Origin of the sequence: Enterococcus sp. AZ141, assembly GCF_051714385.1 — a bacterium.
GTDB classification, from domain to species: domain Bacteria; phylum Bacillota; class Bacilli; order Lactobacillales; family Enterococcaceae; genus Enterococcus_D; species Enterococcus_D entomosocium.
This window is the reverse complement of the sequence record NZ_JBIORT010000001.1, coordinates 2,125,886-2,144,111: the sequence shown is the minus strand read 5'-3', so window position 1 is coordinate 2,144,111 and position 18,226 is coordinate 2,125,886. Positions and strand designations below refer to the sequence as shown.

Annotated in this window: 18 protein-coding genes; 6 read left to right on the top strand and 12 right to left on the bottom strand. The window is 42.3% G+C overall.

Annotation, left to right across the window (positions count from 1 at the left end):
- Nucleotides 1-37: 37 nt before the first annotated feature.
- From ytpR to pepA, 4 genes are all read right to left on the bottom strand, one after another.
- Nucleotides 38-652, bottom strand: coding sequence for a YtpR family tRNA-binding protein (gene ytpR / locus IGI89_RS09950; protein WP_301388631.1), 615 nt, complete (start codon nt 650-652; stop codon nt 38-40).
- A gap of 272 nt (nt 653-924) precedes the next feature.
- The gene (locus IGI89_RS09945; protein ID WP_005225429.1) at nt 925-1,386 is read right to left on the bottom strand and encodes a universal stress protein; all 462 of its coding nucleotides are present in this window, start codon (nt 1,384-1,386) and stop codon (nt 925-927) included.
- A gap of 12 nt (nt 1,387-1,398) precedes the next feature.
- On the bottom strand, nt 1,399-1,719 hold the full coding sequence (locus IGI89_RS09940; RefSeq protein ID WP_008379116.1) for a thioredoxin family protein: 321 nt from the start codon (nt 1,717-1,719) through the stop codon (nt 1,399-1,401).
- A 132-nt stretch (nt 1,720-1,851) separates the two neighbouring features.
- The gene (pepA, locus tag IGI89_RS09935) at nt 1,852-2,928 is read right to left on the bottom strand and encodes a glutamyl aminopeptidase (RefSeq protein WP_034872382.1); all 1,077 of its coding nucleotides are present in this window, start codon (nt 2,926-2,928) and stop codon (nt 1,852-1,854) included.
- Between the two features lie 292 nt (nt 2,929-3,220).
- Between pepA and IGI89_RS09930 the strand changes: the two genes are divergently transcribed.
- Nucleotides 3,221-3,565, top strand: a complete 345-nt coding sequence (locus IGI89_RS09930; protein WP_005234590.1) for a peptidase — start codon at nt 3,221-3,223, stop codon at nt 3,563-3,565.
- Nucleotides 3,566-3,625: 60 nt separating this feature from the next.
- On the opposite strand, the gene IGI89_RS09925 is transcribed toward IGI89_RS09930, so the two are convergent.
- The 3 genes from IGI89_RS09925 to IGI89_RS09915 form a co-directional block, all read right to left on the bottom strand.
- Nucleotides 3,626-4,660, bottom strand: a complete 1,035-nt coding sequence (locus tag IGI89_RS09925; protein WP_086316422.1) for a hypothetical protein — start codon at nt 4,658-4,660, stop codon at nt 3,626-3,628.
- Nucleotides 4,661-4,737: 77 nt separating this feature from the next.
- Entirely contained in the window at nt 4,738-5,139 is a 402-nt protein-coding gene (locus tag IGI89_RS09920) for an Ohr family peroxiredoxin (RefSeq protein ID WP_005225423.1), read from the bottom strand.
- A gap of 181 nt (nt 5,140-5,320) precedes the next feature.
- Nucleotides 5,321-5,569, bottom strand: a complete 249-nt coding sequence (locus IGI89_RS09915; RefSeq protein ID WP_005225422.1) for a GlsB/YeaQ/YmgE family stress response membrane protein — start codon at nt 5,567-5,569, stop codon at nt 5,321-5,323.
- 425 nt (nt 5,570-5,994) lie between these two features.
- Between IGI89_RS09915 and IGI89_RS09910 the strand changes: the two genes are divergently transcribed.
- Complete coding sequence (locus IGI89_RS09910; protein WP_237714956.1) at nt 5,995-6,216, top strand: hypothetical protein; 222 nt, start codon at nt 5,995-5,997, stop codon at nt 6,214-6,216.
- A 13-nt stretch (nt 6,217-6,229) separates the two neighbouring features.
- Nucleotides 6,230-6,418 (top strand): hypothetical protein, encoded by a 189-nt coding sequence (locus IGI89_RS09905; RefSeq protein ID WP_034872345.1) that lies wholly within the window; start codon nt 6,230-6,232, stop codon nt 6,416-6,418.
- A gap of 71 nt (nt 6,419-6,489) precedes the next feature.
- Here the strand turns inward: IGI89_RS09905 and IGI89_RS09900 are convergent, their stop codons facing one another.
- Nucleotides 6,490-7,431: a magnesium transporter CorA family protein gene (locus IGI89_RS09900; RefSeq protein ID WP_005234580.1), complete on the bottom strand. Its 942-nt coding sequence runs from the start codon at nt 7,429-7,431 to the stop codon at nt 6,490-6,492.
- A 186-nt stretch (nt 7,432-7,617) separates the two neighbouring features.
- Between IGI89_RS09900 and IGI89_RS09895 the strand changes: the two genes are divergently transcribed.
- Both IGI89_RS09895 and IGI89_RS09890 read left to right on the top strand, forming a co-directional pair.
- Nucleotides 7,618-8,445: a manganese catalase family protein gene (locus IGI89_RS09895; protein WP_034872349.1), complete on the top strand. Its 828-nt coding sequence runs from the start codon at nt 7,618-7,620 to the stop codon at nt 8,443-8,445.
- 128 nt (nt 8,446-8,573) lie between these two features.
- Nucleotides 8,574-9,413 (top strand): aldo/keto reductase, encoded by an 840-nt coding sequence (locus tag IGI89_RS09890; RefSeq protein WP_016621425.1) that lies wholly within the window; start codon nt 8,574-8,576, stop codon nt 9,411-9,413.
- Nucleotides 9,414-9,463: 50 nt separating this feature from the next.
- On the opposite strand, the gene IGI89_RS09885 is transcribed toward IGI89_RS09890, so the two are convergent.
- From IGI89_RS09885 to IGI89_RS09870, 4 genes are all read right to left on the bottom strand, one after another.
- Nucleotides 9,464-12,553: an alpha-mannosidase gene (locus tag IGI89_RS09885; protein ID WP_438735598.1), complete on the bottom strand. Its 3,090-nt coding sequence runs from the start codon at nt 12,551-12,553 to the stop codon at nt 9,464-9,466.
- On the bottom strand, nt 12,550-13,380 hold the full coding sequence (locus IGI89_RS09880) for a carbohydrate ABC transporter permease (RefSeq protein ID WP_008379135.1): 831 nt from the start codon (nt 13,378-13,380) through the stop codon (nt 12,550-12,552). Before IGI89_RS09880 ends, IGI89_RS09885 begins: the two co-directional genes overlap by 4 nt.
- 9 nt (nt 13,381-13,389) lie before the next feature.
- Nucleotides 13,390-14,283 carry a carbohydrate ABC transporter permease gene (locus tag IGI89_RS09875; protein ID WP_008379138.1) on the bottom strand — a complete coding sequence of 298 codons (894 nt, stop codon included), beginning with the start codon at nt 14,281-14,283 and terminating at the stop codon, nt 13,390-13,392.
- An 85-nt stretch (nt 14,284-14,368) separates the two neighbouring features.
- Entirely contained in the window at nt 14,369-15,739 is a 1,371-nt protein-coding gene (locus IGI89_RS09870; protein ID WP_086332595.1) for an extracellular solute-binding protein, read from the bottom strand.
- Between the two features lie 220 nt (nt 15,740-15,959).
- On the opposite strand from IGI89_RS09870, the gene IGI89_RS09865 reads away from it, so the two are divergent.
- Nucleotides 15,960-18,101: a helix-turn-helix transcriptional regulator gene (locus IGI89_RS09865; RefSeq protein WP_301388620.1), complete on the top strand. Its 2,142-nt coding sequence runs from the start codon at nt 15,960-15,962 to the stop codon at nt 18,099-18,101.
- The last annotated feature ends 125 nt before the right edge of the window (nt 18,102-18,226 follow it).

The following is an 18,226-nucleotide window of genomic DNA, read 5'->3' as shown; positions in this document are numbered from 1 at the left end:
TGAACTGCCGCAAAAACAGGAAGCGGCAGTTCATTTTTTAGGCTTTACCGACTGGAAAAGCTTCACCTACAACGGCATCTTGAGGCAGCTCAAGGATGCCTTTTTTCATTGGGGCACCTTCTAAATGTAGTTCTTTAGCAGAACAGATCATTCCGAAGCTTTCTACGCCACGAAGTGTCCCCGGCCAAATCATCAAGCCATCCGGCATCATTGCGCCAGGTTTTGCGACAACGACTTTCAATCCTTTACGAATATTGGCAGCGCCACAGACGATTTGCAAGACTTTCCCATCTCCAACTTCTGTTTCCGTGATAGAAAGATGGTCGCTGTCTGGATGTTCCACACAAGATCTCACATAGCCAACGACGATTTTTGGTTCCGTATCTGCAGGCAGTTCTTCGCTGAATCCTGCTTCTTTGATCATGGTGTTCAATTGTTGGATTTGTTCTTTCGTCAACGTCACTTGACCACGGCCTTCGATCGTCATCACTTCTGAGATCGCAAAAAAGTTCCAGCCAACGATCGTGCCTTCTTCATTTTTGATTTGGGCAACATTGCCTTTGCGTTCGACGGTTTGTTCTAATCCTTTATCATCTGCTGTGATGGCAAGCAGTGTATCACTGACATATTCTTTGTTATAAGCAAAAATCACGTTTTTTCCTCCTTAGGTACTTACACATTCCGCCCATAATCTTATCAAATTTTTCGGCATCCGTCATGGAATTTCTTTGTTTTCCTTGAAATTCTAGTTATTTTCAAAGACAAAAAAGCCTGAAAACCAGCTACTGCTCATTTGCTAAAGACAATGCTTCACTAGCGAGCAAAACCGCTGGTTCTCAGGAACTTCCTTTTGTCACTTGTTACTACCATGCAAACTATGGAAAAGAACACGGCAACGACAAGCTTATTTTTTCCAAAATGACCTTACGCTTTGGTTTCTTCAGGTGATACGATCAGCACGTCGCACCGGGCTTCACGGATAACGAAGCTGGCGACACTCCCCATCATGAAGCGTTCCACGGCGTTCAGCCCGGATTGCCCCACCATGATCAAATCGATGTCGTATTGATCCGGTAATTGGGTGGCAAGGGCGTCTTTGATGGAGCCGTAAGCGACGATGCCTTCTACTAGATCAAAATCCACTGATTTTGCGTAGGCTTTGCAGTCGTCGATCAGATTTTTCGCCGTGTCTTTTTCTTGTTCTAAGATGGAACTATCCAAAGGTGCATAACCCATCATGGTCGGCACTTGCTGATCGATGATCGTTGCGGCATAGACCTTCCCTTGGTTTCGACGAGCGACTTCCACTGCTTTTTTGAAGGCAGACATCGCTTGATCTGAACCGTCGATCCCTACTAAAATGTTTTGATATCTTTGTGCTTCCATCTTTTTCCCCTCCTATGCTGATTGTACGCTGGTTAAAAAGGCTTCGATCTCTTCTTTGGTTTTGCGATCCTTGTTGACTAACCGTCCCAGCTCCTTGCCGTCTTCGATAACGACGAGGCTAGGAATACCAAAAATGTTCCATTCAACCGCTACATCCATGTATTCATCACGGTCGACTTCGATAAACTGAAGCGCTGGAAAATCCGCTTCGATCTCAGGCAATTGCGGTTTGATATATCGACAATCGCCACACCAATCGGCGGTGAAAAAGAAGACATTTTTGCCTTTCTCCACATATGTTGCTAACTCTGCTAAATCTTTTGGAATAATCAAATACTCACCACTTTCTTTTCTTTAAGTATACACCTTTCTTTCAGGGACTACCAACTGACATGCTGGTCTCAGAACCCCTGCAGAAAAAAAGAGACAACGGATTGCTGTCTCTTTGCTTTCGTTCGTTCTAGCTTATTGTCCAGCCAAAATCGTATCAACAGTGGAACGATCCAAACCTTTCAAGACTTGAATCACCATTTCCCGTGCCGCTTCAAAATCAGCGATACTGAATAAGGTTTGGTGAGTATGGATGTACCGTCCAGGAACACCGATGACAGAACTTGGGATCCCTTCATTTGCCATGTGTGCTGCACCAGCATCGGTACCACCTTTTGAAACAAAGTATTGGTACGGAATGTTGTTGCTTTCTGCTGTATCCAACAAGAATTCTTTCATCCGTGGCAACATGATCATGCCTGGATCATAGATTCGCATCAAAGTCCCGGCTCCTAGATGACCAAAGGTGCCATTTTTCGTGACTGTGTCATCCGCTGGCGAGCAATCTACTGCAAAGAACAAGTCTGGTTTGAATTTCGTCACAGACGGACGAGAACCCCGTAAGCCGACTTCTTCCTGAACGTTGGCACCAGCAATCAACGTATGGCCTAATGTTTCCTCTTTCAAGGCTTCAAGTGCTTCTAATACGACAGCACAGCCGTAACGGTTGTCCCAAGCTTTCGAGATGATGTTTTTCCCATTGGCTGTTTTGATGGTTTCCACTTGTGGGACGATCGTATCGCCAGGACGTACGCCAAAGCTTTCTGCTTCTTCTTTTGATTCAAACCCAGCATCAAACAAAATATCTGTCACTTCGACATTTTTTTGACCGCTGCTTCCTCGCAACAAATGTGGCGGTACTGAAGAAGAAACGCATGGGTAATCGCCCTTCGCTGTTTTCAATGTAAACCGTTGAGCAGAAACTACATAAGGGTTCCATCCACCTAAAGGAGTGACTTTGAATAAGCCGCGATCGGTGATCGTCGTCAATAAGAAACCAACTTCGTCCATGTGAGCAGCTAACATCACTCGTGGTGCATCTGCTTCTTGGTGGTGACGCAAACCGAAGATGCCGCCTAAGCCATCTTGTTGGATTTCATCTACCAATGGAGTCATCGCTTCACGCATATACGCTCGCACGTCGTGTTCAAACCCGCTGGTTCCTTGTAACTCCGTTAGTTCTTTGATACGTTGAAATGTTTTTTCTTCCATGATCATTCGAGAAACACGTATCAGTTGTTTGCTGCCCCAAAGAAACAAAGCTGCTTTTTTTGAAAAAGCAACGCTTGCTGTTGCTGTGTTTTCCAGCAATTTTCGGGTGAAACAACGGATGTGCTCTCTTCCTCCTTATTCCTACTGATATTCTTTATTATAGCGCAAATTTCTATTGTTGGTTATTTTTCTTATAGAATATTTCTAAACTATGGTAAACTATTGTTAAGAGAACCTGTGCTTTCACCGAGATCACAACATTCGGGAAAACTTACTTTAGGAGGGACATTAGATGGAGAATGAGCATCCATTGCATTATTTTAAAAATGGACTGACCATCGGTTTAGGTCTTGGCTTTGCAGGAGGGATTTTTTCAACGATCTGGTTGAAGAAAAGGCAAGCCATGAATGCCGATGATGTCTTAGACAATATAAAAGCGGCGTTTATCAAAGAAGGACCGATCGAAGGTTCTTGGATCAATTTCGAAAAACAACCTTTGCGCAAATTTGCGATCACTTCCCAAGGATATACTGGCGGCATCACCCGCACCGAAGACGGACAGCTTGTCACCTATGAATTTTTGGCAGATGCTCATACCGGCACCGTCTTAGATATCCAACGAGCAATCGTGGAATAATTACTGCACTTACGACCAGCTTCTTAAGAGGCTGGTCTTTTTTCTTTTTAAGCAGTTATCTTACTGAAGTAAGGTCGCAAGGTCCAATACCACGACTTCATCGATGCTGCCGCCTTTTTGCCGATACGCCCATGCCCCACTTTCAAACAAGCAGTACAGCTGCCCTTTTTCTACCACGATCTGTTCAAGGTAATGGGGAAACTTGATGCGCCGCAACGCATGTTTGCGGGTCAGCACCGTTGCATCCTTTGAAAAGACCCATAACTCAGCCGACCCTGGTCCAAAGGAACGTGCCAGCAACAAGTATTCAGTGGTAAAGGCGACACTTTGGACTTTCGTGGTGGTGACCCTTCTCTTACGCGGCTTGATGCAAGGAGATGCTTTGCGACCGCTGTCTGAAAGAACAGGCAGCGGATAATTCGCCACCACGCCACCGTTTTTCAAGGCAAAGGTCCCTGAGACAAGTTCACCGCTATCGGCTGCCAAATAGGAGCTATGAGTAATGCCTGCCAATTCGATGACTTGCTGATAAGCGATCGGCTGACTGGTTGCCAAGGAATCATCTTCCAGCAGTGTCTGCAAAGAAACACACGCCACTCGTCCCATTCCTTTCCCAGTGATGGTTAGCCACAGCACTTGCGTTGCTCGATCAAAGACTAATCCGCCGACATGGGGGCGTTTTGGCAGAACCACCGTTTTCAGATGCCGTCCGCTCGTTCTTTCTATTATATAAAGCTGTGAGTGATGTTCCTGCTGCGAACAGTACGCAGAGAGGAACAAATAGTCCTCCGAAACGGCCAACCCTTGTGGAGTCATTGCCTGACACTGATCCGCATGCTTGTACAGCCTCGTTTCTGCTTTCGCCGTTGCCGTCGTTGCAACTGCGGCAGTAGCTTTTTTTAAACCGGGAACCAAAAGGACTGCTTCCCTTTTTACCCCGGCTGCCAGCCACGCTTTCCGCACGCTGGGATAACGCTTCAGCTGAGCTGCCAGTGCTTGATTGTGGCGCGCATGTCGGTGCTTTTTCAGCCAGTACACCACAAAAAGGCCAACCACAAACACGCCCAAAAGCAGCAAGATCTCTGTTTGTCTCATTGATTGGCCTCCTTGATGAATTCCCTCTTGTCGGCTGATTCATCAGCCGCTTATTGTTTGTCTAGCTGCAATAATGCTTAGACTACTTGTACTTCGACATCAATGTTGCCACGAGTTGCCCGAGAATACGGACAAAAATCATGGGCTTCTTCTGCGATTTTCTCTGCCTCGGCTTTTTCAACGCCTGGTAACGACACTTCTAAAATCACGCCGATTTGGTAACTGCCGTCCTCGTGCTGATACAAAGACACTCTTGCTTTAACTTCGGATTCGGATTCGATGTTATGCTCTTTCAGCATATGCTGTACGGCACCGTTGAAACAAGAAGCATAGCCAGCGGCAAATAATTGTTCTGGGTTTGTGCCCTCACTGTGAAGACCCGGTTTGTCGATTTTCAGGTGAAAACTGCCATTTGGTGCTTCGACCTCTCCGACACGTCCGCCTCGATTGATCATCGCTGTTTCATATTGCTTTTTCATTGAACCTCTTCCTTTCTTTTTTTGACCTACTTCAAGTGTAACGACAATTTCCCGATATGACAAAAGGATTGCTTATGCTTCCTTAAAAACAAAAAAGGCAAACCCAGAAAATCTGGATTTGCCTGTCTATTCGAGGTAATTACTACCCGAAATAAATGAATGGAAACAATTGCTGAATGGACTAGCCGTTTGAACGTCCTAAGAAGAATGAAACAACAGCAACTACAATAACCGCACCAATAATTGATGGGACGATTGCCATTCCAGCAAGTGATGGACCCCAAGAACCTAAGATTGCTTGTCCAATAGCTGAACCTACTAAACCTGCAACGATGTTGGCGATCCAACCCATTGATCCACCTTTATTTGTGATAGCTCCGGCGATCAAACCGATAATAGCTCCTACGATTAATACCCATAACCAATGCATATTTTTCTCCTTCTTTCTTTTAAGTAGTTATTACACATATTATGTTACGCTTAATCCCCGTTTTAGACAAAAGATTTGCACTCAATTTGCAAAAAAAAAATTCAAACCTTGTTATATTAACGTTTATCAGTACTTCTTAATTATCGTTGTAAGAGCTTTAATTCGTTTTTTTTAGTATTGGTGCATTTTTTGAAATCGTTTTATTTTTTATTTTGCATCTTCTTCGCTAAACTGAGGGAGAGCCACTCTCATTTTGTCAGATAATTGGCACTTTTTACTCCTCAGTGCGTTTTAGGACAGCTATCTTTTCAGCACTTCAGCTATTTTTCATTAGGGGACGTTTCGATCGTTGCCGATTGGAAATATCTTCGCAGATTCCCATGTTTGCTTCCAGAGCTCCTAGCGAAGGCGGTACTTATTTGAAAATGACGGGAAAATACACAGAAAAAAACGGTGTGACTGTAGAAGTTCCTGATTTGCCTTACGCGGATTTATTGAGGATTCTAGTCAGTGCCGACTGCAGCTATGCGCTTACAAAATACGATGCCATTTTTTTCTTCCTCTATCATCGCCATCACCATGCTGCCGATTGCCCGACCAATCATTATGACACTGGAGATCTTCTCCTTCCAGTAGCGATGGAATGATTATATCTGGCCCTTGATCGTCTTGAATAATCCGAAAAAATACACCTTGCAAGTGGCGAACCGCAGCTTGGTGGGCGCGGAAAATATCCATTGGACGATTTTGATTGCTGCCTCGGTAATTTCTGTTTTGCCTTTGCTGCTGGTCTTTCTCGCCTTTCAGCGCTGGACTCTCGACAGCAATTTGGACAGCGGGTTAAAATAAAAAAATGCCAACTGCTTCGTCGCACCATTCTCCTTTTATGGATGAACGGTGCCACAGAGCAGCGGCGCTTTTTATTTTGAAAAGTCTTTCCGTGACAAGTAAATGGCGGTTAATATCCCAACTAAAATAGCCAAACCAAAGACAATGATCGTACCGATGGCATTGTCTTTTCCTGGCAGTCCCCCAGTGTTGATCCCCCATAGCCCCGCGATCAAGGACGGCACAGCCACCACCAATGCCGCAGAATCTAAGTATTTCATCAGATGGTTTAGATTGTTGTCCATCATATCGGAGAACAAGCCACCAATGGTTTCTAACAAGTCGCGATAGATAGTGACCATTTTCATGGCAAACTTCTGTCGTAGCTTAATGTCATAAACGAGTGCTTCATTATCCAAACGATCCAAAAATTCTTTGCGATCCATCAAACGATCGACGGTATGGTTCTGATCCCGTAAGGTGTGATCCAGATAGACCATGTCTCGTTCGGTATCGGCTAAATTAAACAATTCGTTGTTTTCCGTCGTTTTACGAGCTGCTTCATCTAGTGCATCGATCTGTTTCTTCATTTCCTGCAGACCTTTGATGTAATGGGTGTAGATCATCAGCGTCGAGTAGGCAACAATATCTTCATACCGTTGAATATCTTGCTCATGCTTTTCAATCAGGCGTTTAATCAGTGTAGATTGATGAGAGACATAAGTGATTAAAAGATCTTTGGTATAAATAAACGTCACCGGTTCTAAACGATCTTCGATGCGGTCTTGTGTCACTTCTGACAAATCGATCAAGGTATAAAGAATCGGATGATTTAACTTAGTGTTACGTAAGTATTCCAAACGTGAGACTTCTTCCGGTTCGTTGGCGCCAATAAAAATATCTTCGGGCAGTTGATACTTATCTAACAAGTGGCGTTGTTCCTCTGGATCTGTCCCAGAAACCACCAGCCAATTGTAATCTTCCCCCGAGGATTCCCTTATTTTTCGGTCGTCCATTTTGTAATACTGAAACATGGTGACTCGCTCCTTTTCTAATTCTCTCTTAATTTAACTATCTAACGCTTCTCGCTTTTTGTCAAAGTAAATGGCTTTTCTTTTTGGAGCTTTTTTCATTTTGAACTAAGTGCATTTTATTAGACGAACCTTTCGATTCATGAGAAACTTTTTATGGGCCCAATAAAAAATTTTAGGAGGAATAGTATGTTTCGTCATCAAAAAGAACTACAGTTTGAAGCTAAACCAGAAAAACCAAATCCGTTAGTTGCGAAATACCTTCAAGAATTAATCGGTGGACAATATGGAGAGATGAGTGTTGCCATGCAATACTTATTCCAAGGATGGAGCTGCCGTGGGGAAGAAAAATACAAAGACATGTTGATGGATATCGCTACTGAAGAGCTTGGACACGTTGAAATGTTAGCAACGATGGTTGCACGTCTGCTGGAAGGTGCACCTGTGGAAGATCAGGAAGCTGCCATGAAAAAAGACCCAACGATCGGTGCGATCATTTCCGGAATGAACCCGCAACATGCCATCGTTGCCGGCTTAGGACCACGTCCTGCTGATAGCGTCGGCAATCCATGGTCAGGTGCGTATATCATTGCTAGTGGCAACTTGCTTGCTGATTTCCGTGCCAACTTAAATGCAGAATCACAAGGACGTCTGCAAGTAGCACGCATCTATGAAATGATCGATGACCGTGGGGTCAAAGACTTACTTTCGGTCTTATTAGCGCGTGATAGCTACCACCAAAATCTTTGGGCAGCTGCCGTGAAAGAATTGGAAGAAAATGAAGGCTCGATTTTAGTGCCGACTACCTTTGACCGCAAAAACGAACGCTTAGATATCGCTTATGATTTCTATAACTTCTCAGAAGGCGACCAAAGTAAAGAAGGCTCTTGGGCGAAAGGCAAAGCCCTTGATGGTGAAGGCGAATACCAATGGCTAGACGAACCAAAGATCGAAGGAAAAGCGCCAAAACTCGATCAAGTCACACCAAAAATGTATGGCACACCGCCTGAAAAATAATTTAATCAAAAAGAGCAATTGTTTCTGAAACAGAAACCGTTGCTCTTTTTTCTTTGTTTGAGCAAGTTGGTTACGTTCCTGGCAAAAAAGCGTTAGAGTAGAATGTAAAGAAAAGGAGGAATCATTTTATGAAAGCACCTTTACTGACATTAAACGACGGCAATTTACGCCCCGCCGTGGGCATCGGTACCTATCAGATCCGCGGTGGCGAAGGGTTGAGCCAGCTGCAAGCAGCGATCGCTGACGGGTATCGATTGATCGATTCTTCAACCAATTATGACAATGAAGGCATTGTCGGCAAAGCGATCCGTCGCTCTGGTATCCCACGTTCAGAATTTTATATCACCTCAAAATTACCGGGAAAATACCATGGCTATGATGATGCCTTAACCAGCATTCAAGAATCCCTTGCTCGCATGGGACTCGACTACTTCGATGCCTTTTTGATCCACTGGCCATTACCAAAACGCGGCAAATATGTCGAAGCTTGGCAAGCCTTAGTGACCGCCCAGAAATTAGGTTTGATCCGTTCCATCGGCGTTTCCAATTTCGAGCCAGAACATTTGGATGCCATCATTGAAGCAACTGGTGTGACCCCTGCGCTAAATCAAATTGAGATCCATCCTTACTGGGTCCAAGAACGAATGGTTACAGAGAACAAAAAACGCGGCATCGTAACGGAAGCTTGGAGCCCATTAGGCCGCGGCAGCGATGCCCTGAAAGAACCACTGATCACTGAATTAGCTGAGAAATACCAAAAATCAGCTGGTCAAATCATCTTGCGCTGGCATGTGGAACGTGGCATTTTGCCCCTACCTAAATCAAGAAACCTCGCCCATCAACGAGAAAATCTTGCGATCTTCGACTTTGAACTGACTGAAGATGAAATCAATCAAATCAATCAGTTAAACAAAGCAGACGGCCGCATCGATGGTCAAGACCCAAATGAGTATGAAGAATTTGAATAAACACAACCAGCAGATTCTCCGCTATAAATGGAGAATCTGCTGGTTTTAGTTTATCTCAACTCAAAATGAAATGTTTTTATTTCGAAGGGTGACAAGGTAAATGAGACTTCATCTTTCCACTGCTCATTATTTAAAGGTATCTCCATTAAATCTGTTTCTTGCCAAAAACTGCTTGGCAACTGCAATGTAACCTTTCTAGTTCCTCCCGTGTGATCATGTGAGCGTAAAATCCACCCTTTGCCGGTTTCTGCTTGCTTGATGGCGTCGATGGTAACTGAGGTTTCACAGTCTATTTGCAACGGAAGCAACCAAGAATGTTCTCCGTTAATAACCGTTAATGGCGAGTTGAGGGACCATGCTTCTTCCATTGTTCCCCCATCGATGGCATCGTGCTCGTGGGCATAAAAACTGTAAGTAAATTTGTGATCGCCATCGTCAGCCAGTGGATCAGGATAGATAGCGCCTTTAAGCAAGGTCAAGCTTAATTGATTTTCCTTAACAGCATAACCATATTTACAGTCATTCAATAAACTTACCCCACAATATTTTTCTGAAAGATCTGCCCATTGGTGGCCTACTGTTTCAAACTGAGCCAATTGCCAACTGGTATTAGCATGGGTAGCTCGTTTTACATTTCCGTACTGAATATCAAATACTGCTTCAGTTGATCGAATTGCTGCATCAAAGTTTACCTTCAACAGTTGTTGGCGTTCATGCCATGACACGTTTGTTAAAAAATCGATTCGTTGTGTATGAGCATAGACCCGCATTTCCTGATGTATCTGCGAATTACCAAACGTATACTCAAATACTACGGAAGCGTAAAGCGCATTATTTGAGCGTAATCGTATTTGATCGGCTTGAAGCACTGTTGCTTTTTCTTGATAAAAACTATCGATATCCCATGCATCGTAATTTAAAGGTTTGTCTTCAAATAGCTGAAAAACATTCCCTTTTCCTTCCAACATTTCTCTACCTAGTTTCTTATCAAAAATACTGATCAAATTTCCCGATGTTTCCCATAAAATTCGCAAACGATCGGTCTCAAGCGCTCCCTCTGTGAACTCAGCGAGCGGTTTGATGTCTTTATTTTCTGCTATCGGTTGAAACTCTATCATCACCTGACTCATTGGCGGAACATTTGTCACAAGAACAGACTGTTTTTCTCCATCAAAATAAGCCGGAAGTTCTTTTCCTTGTGAATCAATAAAGCGACCTTCTTGTAAAAGTGGAAGTTCAATCAGTTCATTCCTTGACCAGCTAGCTGTATTGTTGACTGTATACTTTTGATTAGCAGGTCCATCTAATTGTTCAAATAACTGTTGAATGGTCTGAGTCACGACGGCAAACTCTGCTCTATGGTCTTGATAAACTTCTTTGATCGAAGAACCAGGAATAATATCGTGGAATTGATTACGAAGAACCATCTCCCATGTTTCAAAAAGCGGATCCTTAGGATACTCGTCTTCTTTGCTGGCTGCTAAACATGTATAGAGAATCTCAAGTTCCCGTAGAGCAATTTCAGCTTTTCGATTCATTTTTTTGACAAACGCTTGCGAGGTATAGGTTCCTCGATGATATTCCAAGTACAATTCGCCATCCCAACGAGAGACCAGCGGCTTATTTTGTTCTACTGTCTGATGCAGTCGTTCAAAAAAGGCTTTCGCTTTTCCTGTTTTGACTTGCGGCAATCCTGGAATCTGGTCAAGGCGTCGTCGATTTTCCAGCATCTCTCTAGTGACACCGCCTCCGCCGTCCCCATGACCGTAAGACAGCAGAAATTCTTGATTCAAACGCTTGTCTTGATATCCGTCGTAAATTCCTTGAACGGTCTCCGGAGAAAGCGTTCCATTGTAGGTATAAAACCATTCTTCTGCCCATTCATCCGTTTTACCATCAACTGGCGTGGTGATAAAATGCGTCAAAATATCTGTCCCATCGATTCCCCGCCAATAAAAGGTATCATGAGGCATCCGGTTATATTGATTCCAGCTGATTTTGGTCGTCATAAACGTCTCAATACCGGATTTTTTCAAGATTTGGGGCAGTGCCCATGAATAACCGAACACATCCGGAAGCCACAAGAAATGCATTTCTTTGTCAAATTCTTCCTTCACAAATTTTTTCCCATGGAGTATCTGACGGACCAATGATTCGCCTGACGGTATATTGCAATCGGCTTCCAGCCACATGGCTCCGTCCACTTCCCAACGGCCTTCTTTGATCCTCTTTTTGATTTTCTCATAAAGTGCTGGATAGCTTTCTTTGACATATTTGTATAGCTGAGGTTGGGTTTGTAAGAAAATATATTCTGGGTATTGTTCCATCAAACGTAAAACCGTTGAAAAACTGCGGACAGCTTTTTCCCCTGTATGCTTCAGCCGCCACAACCAAGCAACATCGATATGTGTATGGCCGATAGCCGTCACAGTGATCTCCGAAAGTTTAGGTATTTTTTGCAGTTCTTGATTTAAATAATGATCAGCTTCCTCAACGCTATGGTAAAAAGAGATAGATCCGGGTACCTGCCACTGAATCAAACGAAAGGCATCATCTAAAAGACTCAACAGCTTGTATCGTATCGGTTCATTTTCCGGTAACCCATCGATAGTTTTCGCCATCATATCAGCGAGAAAGAAACAGTCATCAGCAGCTAAGTGTCGTTTTGCCAAACAAGCTTGCCGAAACTCATGCCGTTGAATGACTTCAGACCCACCGCCTTCCAAGCCCGACCATAGTTTTAAATCAAGTCGGATGGTTTTCCCTCGGTAATGATCCGCCAGAAAAATCTCTGTATGATTCGAATCGACACCCTGATAAGGTTCACCATCGATCAACAGCAAGGACTCAAAGCCTGAATTATAGCCACCACCTGTACGACCAAAATCGATCAGTAACCATAAGTCTTCCTCCTCTGGAACTGTCAATTCATGATGAGCCCAAATATAACGGTCTCTCCCTTGCCAGAAATCGCTAACTGAAAGTGTAAAGTCCCACTCTTCTGGTGGGTGTTTTTCCGTTTTTGACTTATCTTCTTTTGCCGACCACATTGTAAGGTCTTGTACTTTTTGAAAACGATACGCTTTTAGTTCAGCGATTCGTTTCGTTAATTTTTTTGTCGTATGAAATGGATCTTTCATCCTTTCGTCGCTCCTCCCATGCTAAATCCTTTAGACATATACGTTTGTGACAAAGCATATAAAATGACGACTGGTAAGGTATATAGCACCGAAAAAGCGGCTAAACGGCCATAATTGACCATACCAAAGTTGCCGAAAAACTGAAAGATCGAGACTGATGCCGGCATTTTTTCGGGTGACTGAATCAAAATATAAGGAACAAAGAAGTTGCCCCAGCTTCCAGTAAAAGTAAAAATACCAACCGTACAAATACCTGGAACCATCAGCGGCGCTACGACTTTTCGCACCCCTTGCCATGTTGAAGCCCCATCGACCCAAGCGGACTCTTCTAAGTCGATTGGTACCGAATCCATAAAGTTCTTCATCATCCAAATCCCATAAGGCAGTGAGGACGCCGTCAAGAAGAACGTCACCGCCAGTAACGAATCTTGAAACTTCAAAAAGATAAACAGTTGATAGACCGGCACGATGACAGCAGTCATCGGTAATGAGGTCATGAACAGCACCGCCATCAAAAAACTTTTTTTATATCTTAGCTGATACCTCGACAAGGGATATGCTGCCAAAACACATAAGACAACAACTAAAATCGATTGACAGCCGGACAAAAGCAAGCCGATTCCGAATGACCGAATGATAGTTTGATCAGAAAGGATCGAAGCAAAATTTTCAAATGATACTGCTTCAGGTAATTTCAAAGTTTGAATAGCGCCCGGATCAATAGAGGCGATCAGCATCCACAACAATGGGAGCAAAAACAATAAGGCTAATACTGCCAAAAGCAGATAATGAATCATGGTCTCCAATTTTTCACTGCGTTTTACCATTTTTTTCACCTACACTTTCACTTTCAGCATTTTCATATAAATCAAGCTTGCGGCAGCACCAATCAGTAGCAAGACCAGCGAAATCGCTGTTCCGTATCCTAGCTGATAGCTCACAAAAGCTTGTTTGTACATGAAGACCGGCAGGGTTGCAGTCTGATTGCCGGGACCACCACCAGTCATAGTATAAATCAACGTAAAGACACCCAATGTCTGCAAAGTGACGAGCATCAAATTCGTTGCAATGGTACCTTTGACCATCGGTATCGTAATTTTTCGAATCACTTGCCAGCGGCTGGCGCCATCCATAACTGCAGCTTCCTCTACTTCCTTAGGGATCTCATCTAAAGCGGATTGAAACACCATCATTGAAAAAGCGGTTCCTCGCCAAATATTGGCAACCACAACGCTTATCATAGGAAAAGCAAACAGCCAAGCAACCGGCTCAAATCCCATCAGTCCCATCAACCAATTAGCTGTTCCGCTATCTCCTAAAAAAGCGACCCAGCAAAAGGAAACAACGACTTCCGGCGTAACCCATGCAGCAATGATGATCAGACCAACGACTCGCCGAAAGGCTCGATTTTTCTCCCGCATCATAAATGCAATCAAAAAACCTAAGAAACATTGACCGATCACTGCAGAAAAAATGACAAAAATCAAGGTTCGTACGACACTAGTTTGAAAAGCCGGATCATTGAACATGCGCACAAAATTTTCAAAGCCGATGAACCGCAATTGACTTGCTTCAGCACCGGTCAGAGCCAAGTTCGTGAAGGAAAAGATAAAAGTTAAGATAACTGGACCAACAAAAAATATCAGCAGCAAGAGCCAACTGGGAAATAAAAAAATCAACGCTTTTTTACTATTGGACATTTGCTGCTCTCGTTTTAGCGAATTTTCCATTCTTTTCTCCTTTCTTTTTTTAAAGAGAAGAAACGTTAGCCTCCATTCGGATTGTTTGCTGCAATTCCTTCTCTTTATTAATGATTTAGTTAACGGCATCGTCTCCAACGATCCTTGTTACATTGGCGGCATAATCACTAGCTGCTTCTTCCGGTGTCTTGCTGCCAGTGGCAACTGCTTCAACCATTGTTTGGATTTCTACTGAAACATTAGGATATTTGTCATCTGCCGGACGGAAATGAGCATATTGTAAGAAAGAGGTTGCTTGCTCAATAAAAGGTTGCTCCTTATATTCAGCTATTTCTGCTGAATCGTCTCGGACGGTTAAATTTCCTTCAGCGATTGCTCGTGCAGCTTGCTGTTCTTTTCCACCGAGTGCTTGAACTACTCGCCATGAAGCTTCTTTATTTTGTGCTTTTTCAGGAATGGCCCATGTCCAACCTCCGGACATGGTCGTAAATGGCGGTTCACCACCATTTTGTGTAGGCATGGCTGCAAAACCAAAGCGTTCTGTCATATTCTCAACAGGAGTTGCCCCATTTTCGGCCCAGTTACCGGCACTCCAAAAACCATCTAGAAGCATACCAACTTCGTCATTAGGAAATTTATCTTGGAACATCACAGATCCGTAATTGCTGTTGATCGCAACGGATAATGATGGTCCTAATTGTTTTTGGTTATACACTTCATCAATGAAAGCCAATGAATCAATGATTCCTTGTGTATTTACTTGCCATTTACGCGTTTCACTATCAAATAATGTATCTTGAGTACCATATAAGAGCATCTGGAAAGTCTGCATGGAAACCGACTCACCATTGGCTTTAGCCACACCTAATCCTAAGGGGATCACATTCTCATCGGAAGCTTTGATTGCTTCAGCTGCCTCAATGATCTCCCTCCAAGTTGTTGGCTGCCATTCTTCAGGCAGACCGGCTTTCTTAAAGACATTTTTGTTGTACCAAATCCCGCGAGAATCAGAAGTTCCTGGAATGGCATACGTACTACCATCTTCAGCAATAACACCAGCTTTTAAGTTTTCTGTATATTTATCCCATTGATCCCAGTCAGCAACATATTCATCAAGATTGGTTAAGTAACCGGCATTTGCATCAGAATTCAACATAAACGAATCCTCTGCCACTACATCGGGTGCTGTGCTCTCCGATTGCATAGAAAGAGCAACTTTTGAAAAATAGTCTCCCTCACTTGCGGTAATCGGAGAAAGTACGATTTTAATGTCCTCATTTTCTTTCTCAAATTGTGGAATAAATGTTTCTTCCAAATATTGGGTCATTTTATCGTTTTCCCCGGTATTGCGCCAAGTAACCTTTATCTCGGTTTTCCCCTCTGCCCCGTCCCCATTTGACGAGCCGTCGCTGTTCCCACAAGCAGCTAAAACCATTGGTAGTGTCAGTAGAGACAGTAATGATACAGCTTTTCTTTTCATCGACATAATCGTTCCTCCTAAATTTTTTCATTTTCTCTTGCTTAAAGTAAGCGCTTTAAATATAGCCTGTTTAGCCATTGTTGAATATCATTATTATTCGTTGAAATATACACTTTTTACTCTTAATATCAAGTTTTGTAGACAACTACAAATAATGATGATTTGACTCAAGCTAATTTATCTCTATAATCAATGTAAACGTTACCAAAAAAAGAAAGGAGCACTTATGAAATCAAAAACATATCGAAAAATATTCTTAACCTTTTTAACGGTAATCATTGCATATACTATTTTTATTATGGTGATCGTCATCAATAATGAAGTTAATCAGCGGAAAACTGAACAAACTACCCAAAGTATTATGACGCTAGAAAACAGTGCTTTTCGCATTGATCAGCAACTTCGATTTGCCCTCAATTCAATGAAATCTTTAGCAACAAAAGAAAGTATTATACTGTTTTCCCAAAGTACTGAATCTGATTATGCGCTGTTTTCAGCGATGTATGATGAAATTCGTGAAAACTATTTATTAATGAATCAGTTTGAATACTCTATCGGAATCTTGAATCCAGAAAATCATATCATCGTAAGTTCTGACGGCTATTTTGTTTACAATGATTTCTTTTCCTTCTTGAATATAGAAACAAAATCCGGGCTTCTTTCCGAAATGCTGGCAGATGCCAGCTTCAGTTCCTCCATCTTCGAAACCCTTGATCAACGGCTGATCATGCTTCATAAAGAGCAAGTAGAGAATCAGACCCTCTACTTCTTTGCCTACTGGAAAAAAAATGAACTACTGTCTCCAATGAATCAAGGACTACAAGTTATCGATCAACAATATCCTTCTAGTAAGACTAGTTCACCGATACTTACTGATTTTACACAAAATACCATTCAGCAAGAGACCCAATCAGATACTATCGTTTTTATAAAAAATTCAGAGGTGCTCCCTTTTGCCAATTATGAATTGACAACCGCGATTCAAAGCAGTTTTCCACTCTCTACAATTTCGTCCTTTCTCCTTCCATTAATGGTTTTGATCGTACTGGGTGCTTTGATCGTCATTTTCTTGAGTAAGCGGATGTACAAACCTTATCTAGAAATATTAGATGAAATCAAAAAGAGTAATGTTGATATTTTAACAGTTGATGATATCAACTTAGCTTTGCACCAGATAATCGAGTCGTCTAGTTCGATCAACCAGCTCCAATCCCCTGTCTCAGAAGAAGTAAAGGAACTATTCTTGAAGAATCTGCTTTACGGAAAATATACGTACAATATGAGCAAGAGTTTACTGCCCACTTTCCATCTTGAAGGCATAGAAAAACGTGGGAGTTTTGCTTTTCTGACCTTCTCAGGCGAGATGGCGGAAGAAGCCACTTTTAATGAAACAGAGATCATTCATGTGCGAAAACAGTTGATCAAGAAAAATCTTCATATCAAGTGTTATGATATCATCAGTTTTTCCGAAAAACACCTTGCCATTCTTTTTTATGATCAGGAATTTTCACAAATCATGAAAGAGATCGATCAATTGAAACTAACAATCGAAGACAGTTTGAACTTAAGAATGACTTACTTGCTATCAAAACCTTTTCATTCTCTTGAACATTTTATCGAAGTCTTTCATGAAACCTGTCAGTGGTCAGATGAATGCAATGGCGAAGATCAGTTCCATCAAATACCGGTTCCAACATCCAATGCTCTTCATAAAATCAATTATACCGTTGATGAGGAACAGTTATTGATCCAATATTTCAAAGTAGATGATTTTGTCCATGCCAGAGAATTATTGCAACAAATCGTGGAGATCAATATTTCCAGCAACCATTCCCTAGGCTTCCTTCAGGAATTTTCAACCGCTCTGATCTTAACAATAAAACGAATTGCTGTGATCAAAGAGATTTCCTATCCTGAATTCTACAATCAAAATAAGAAACAATTTCTTTATTTAAGAAAAGGTTTTTCAGATCCCGATGTGAAAAAAACGATTTTTTCCCTTTTTGACACGCTGATCACTCAGATCGAAACCATGGAAAAAAATAATGGATCCAAAATAGATGAAATCATTCAATATATTAATAGCAACTATTGCAGCGACCTCAGTTTAACAGATATTGCCCAGCAGTTTCATCTAAGTGAAGCCTATTTAAGCCGGTTGATTAAAGAACGACTGTCCATGTCCTTCAAACCATACGTCAATCAACTACGTGTCGAAAAAGCCAAACGTCTGATGAGCGAACAAGAAAGTTCAATCAATGAAATTGCTAGTAAAGTCGGCTTTAAAAATACCAATTCCTTTATTCGGGTATTCAAACAATTTGAAGGGTCGACACCTGGTACTTATCGTACCAATAAAATTCATTAAGCTCTAAAATTCTAATACAAAAAAAACGATCTGAACGAGATTTGACCACTACATTTACGAATTGATTCCCCCAAGAAAATTCGTTCTATTAGTAGTTTTCAAATTTTTCGTTCTGATCGTTCTAA

What these genes read in the sequence shown, in the direction of transcription:
- IGI89_RS09945 (WP_005225429.1), bottom strand. Translation starts at nt 1,386, where the DNA reads ATGGAAGCACAAAGATATCAAAACATTTTAGTAGGGATCGACGGTTCA.
- pepA (WP_034872382.1), bottom strand. Translation starts at nt 2,928, where the DNA reads ATGGAAGAAAAAACATTTCAACGTATCAAAGAACTAACGGAGTTACAA.
- IGI89_RS09930 (WP_005234590.1), top strand. Translation starts at nt 3,221, where the DNA reads ATGGAGAATGAGCATCCATTGCATTATTTTAAAAATGGACTGACCATC.
- IGI89_RS09925 (WP_086316422.1), bottom strand. Translation starts at nt 4,660, where the DNA reads ATGAGACAAACAGAGATCTTGCTGCTTTTGGGCGTGTTTGTGGTTGGC.
- IGI89_RS09920 (WP_005225423.1), bottom strand. Translation starts at nt 5,139, where the DNA reads ATGAAAAAGCAATATGAAACAGCGATGATCAATCGAGGCGGACGTGTC.
- IGI89_RS09915 (WP_005225422.1), bottom strand. Translation starts at nt 5,569, where the DNA reads ATGCATTGGTTATGGGTATTAATCGTAGGAGCTATTATCGGTTTGATC.
- IGI89_RS09910 (WP_237714956.1), top strand. Translation starts at nt 5,995, where the DNA reads ATGACGGGAAAATACACAGAAAAAAACGGTGTGACTGTAGAAGTTCCT.
- IGI89_RS09900 (WP_005234580.1), bottom strand. Translation starts at nt 7,431, where the DNA reads ATGTTTCAGTATTACAAAATGGACGACCGAAAAATAAGGGAATCCTCG.
- IGI89_RS09895 (WP_034872349.1), top strand. Translation starts at nt 7,618, where the DNA reads ATGTTTCGTCATCAAAAAGAACTACAGTTTGAAGCTAAACCAGAAAAA.
- IGI89_RS09890 (WP_016621425.1), top strand. Translation starts at nt 8,574, where the DNA reads ATGAAAGCACCTTTACTGACATTAAACGACGGCAATTTACGCCCCGCC.
- IGI89_RS09885 (WP_438735598.1), bottom strand. Translation starts at nt 12,553, where the DNA reads ATGAAAGATCCATTTCATACGACAAAAAAATTAACGAAACGAATCGCT.
- IGI89_RS09880 (WP_008379135.1), bottom strand. Translation starts at nt 13,380, where the DNA reads ATGGTAAAACGCAGTGAAAAATTGGAGACCATGATTCATTATCTGCTT.
- IGI89_RS09875 (WP_008379138.1), bottom strand. Translation starts at nt 14,283, where the DNA reads ATGGAAAATTCGCTAAAACGAGAGCAGCAAATGTCCAATAGTAAAAAA.
- IGI89_RS09870 (WP_086332595.1), bottom strand. Translation starts at nt 15,739, where the DNA reads ATGTCGATGAAAAGAAAAGCTGTATCATTACTGTCTCTACTGACACTA.
- IGI89_RS09865 (WP_301388620.1), top strand. Translation starts at nt 15,960, where the DNA reads ATGAAATCAAAAACATATCGAAAAATATTCTTAACCTTTTTAACGGTA.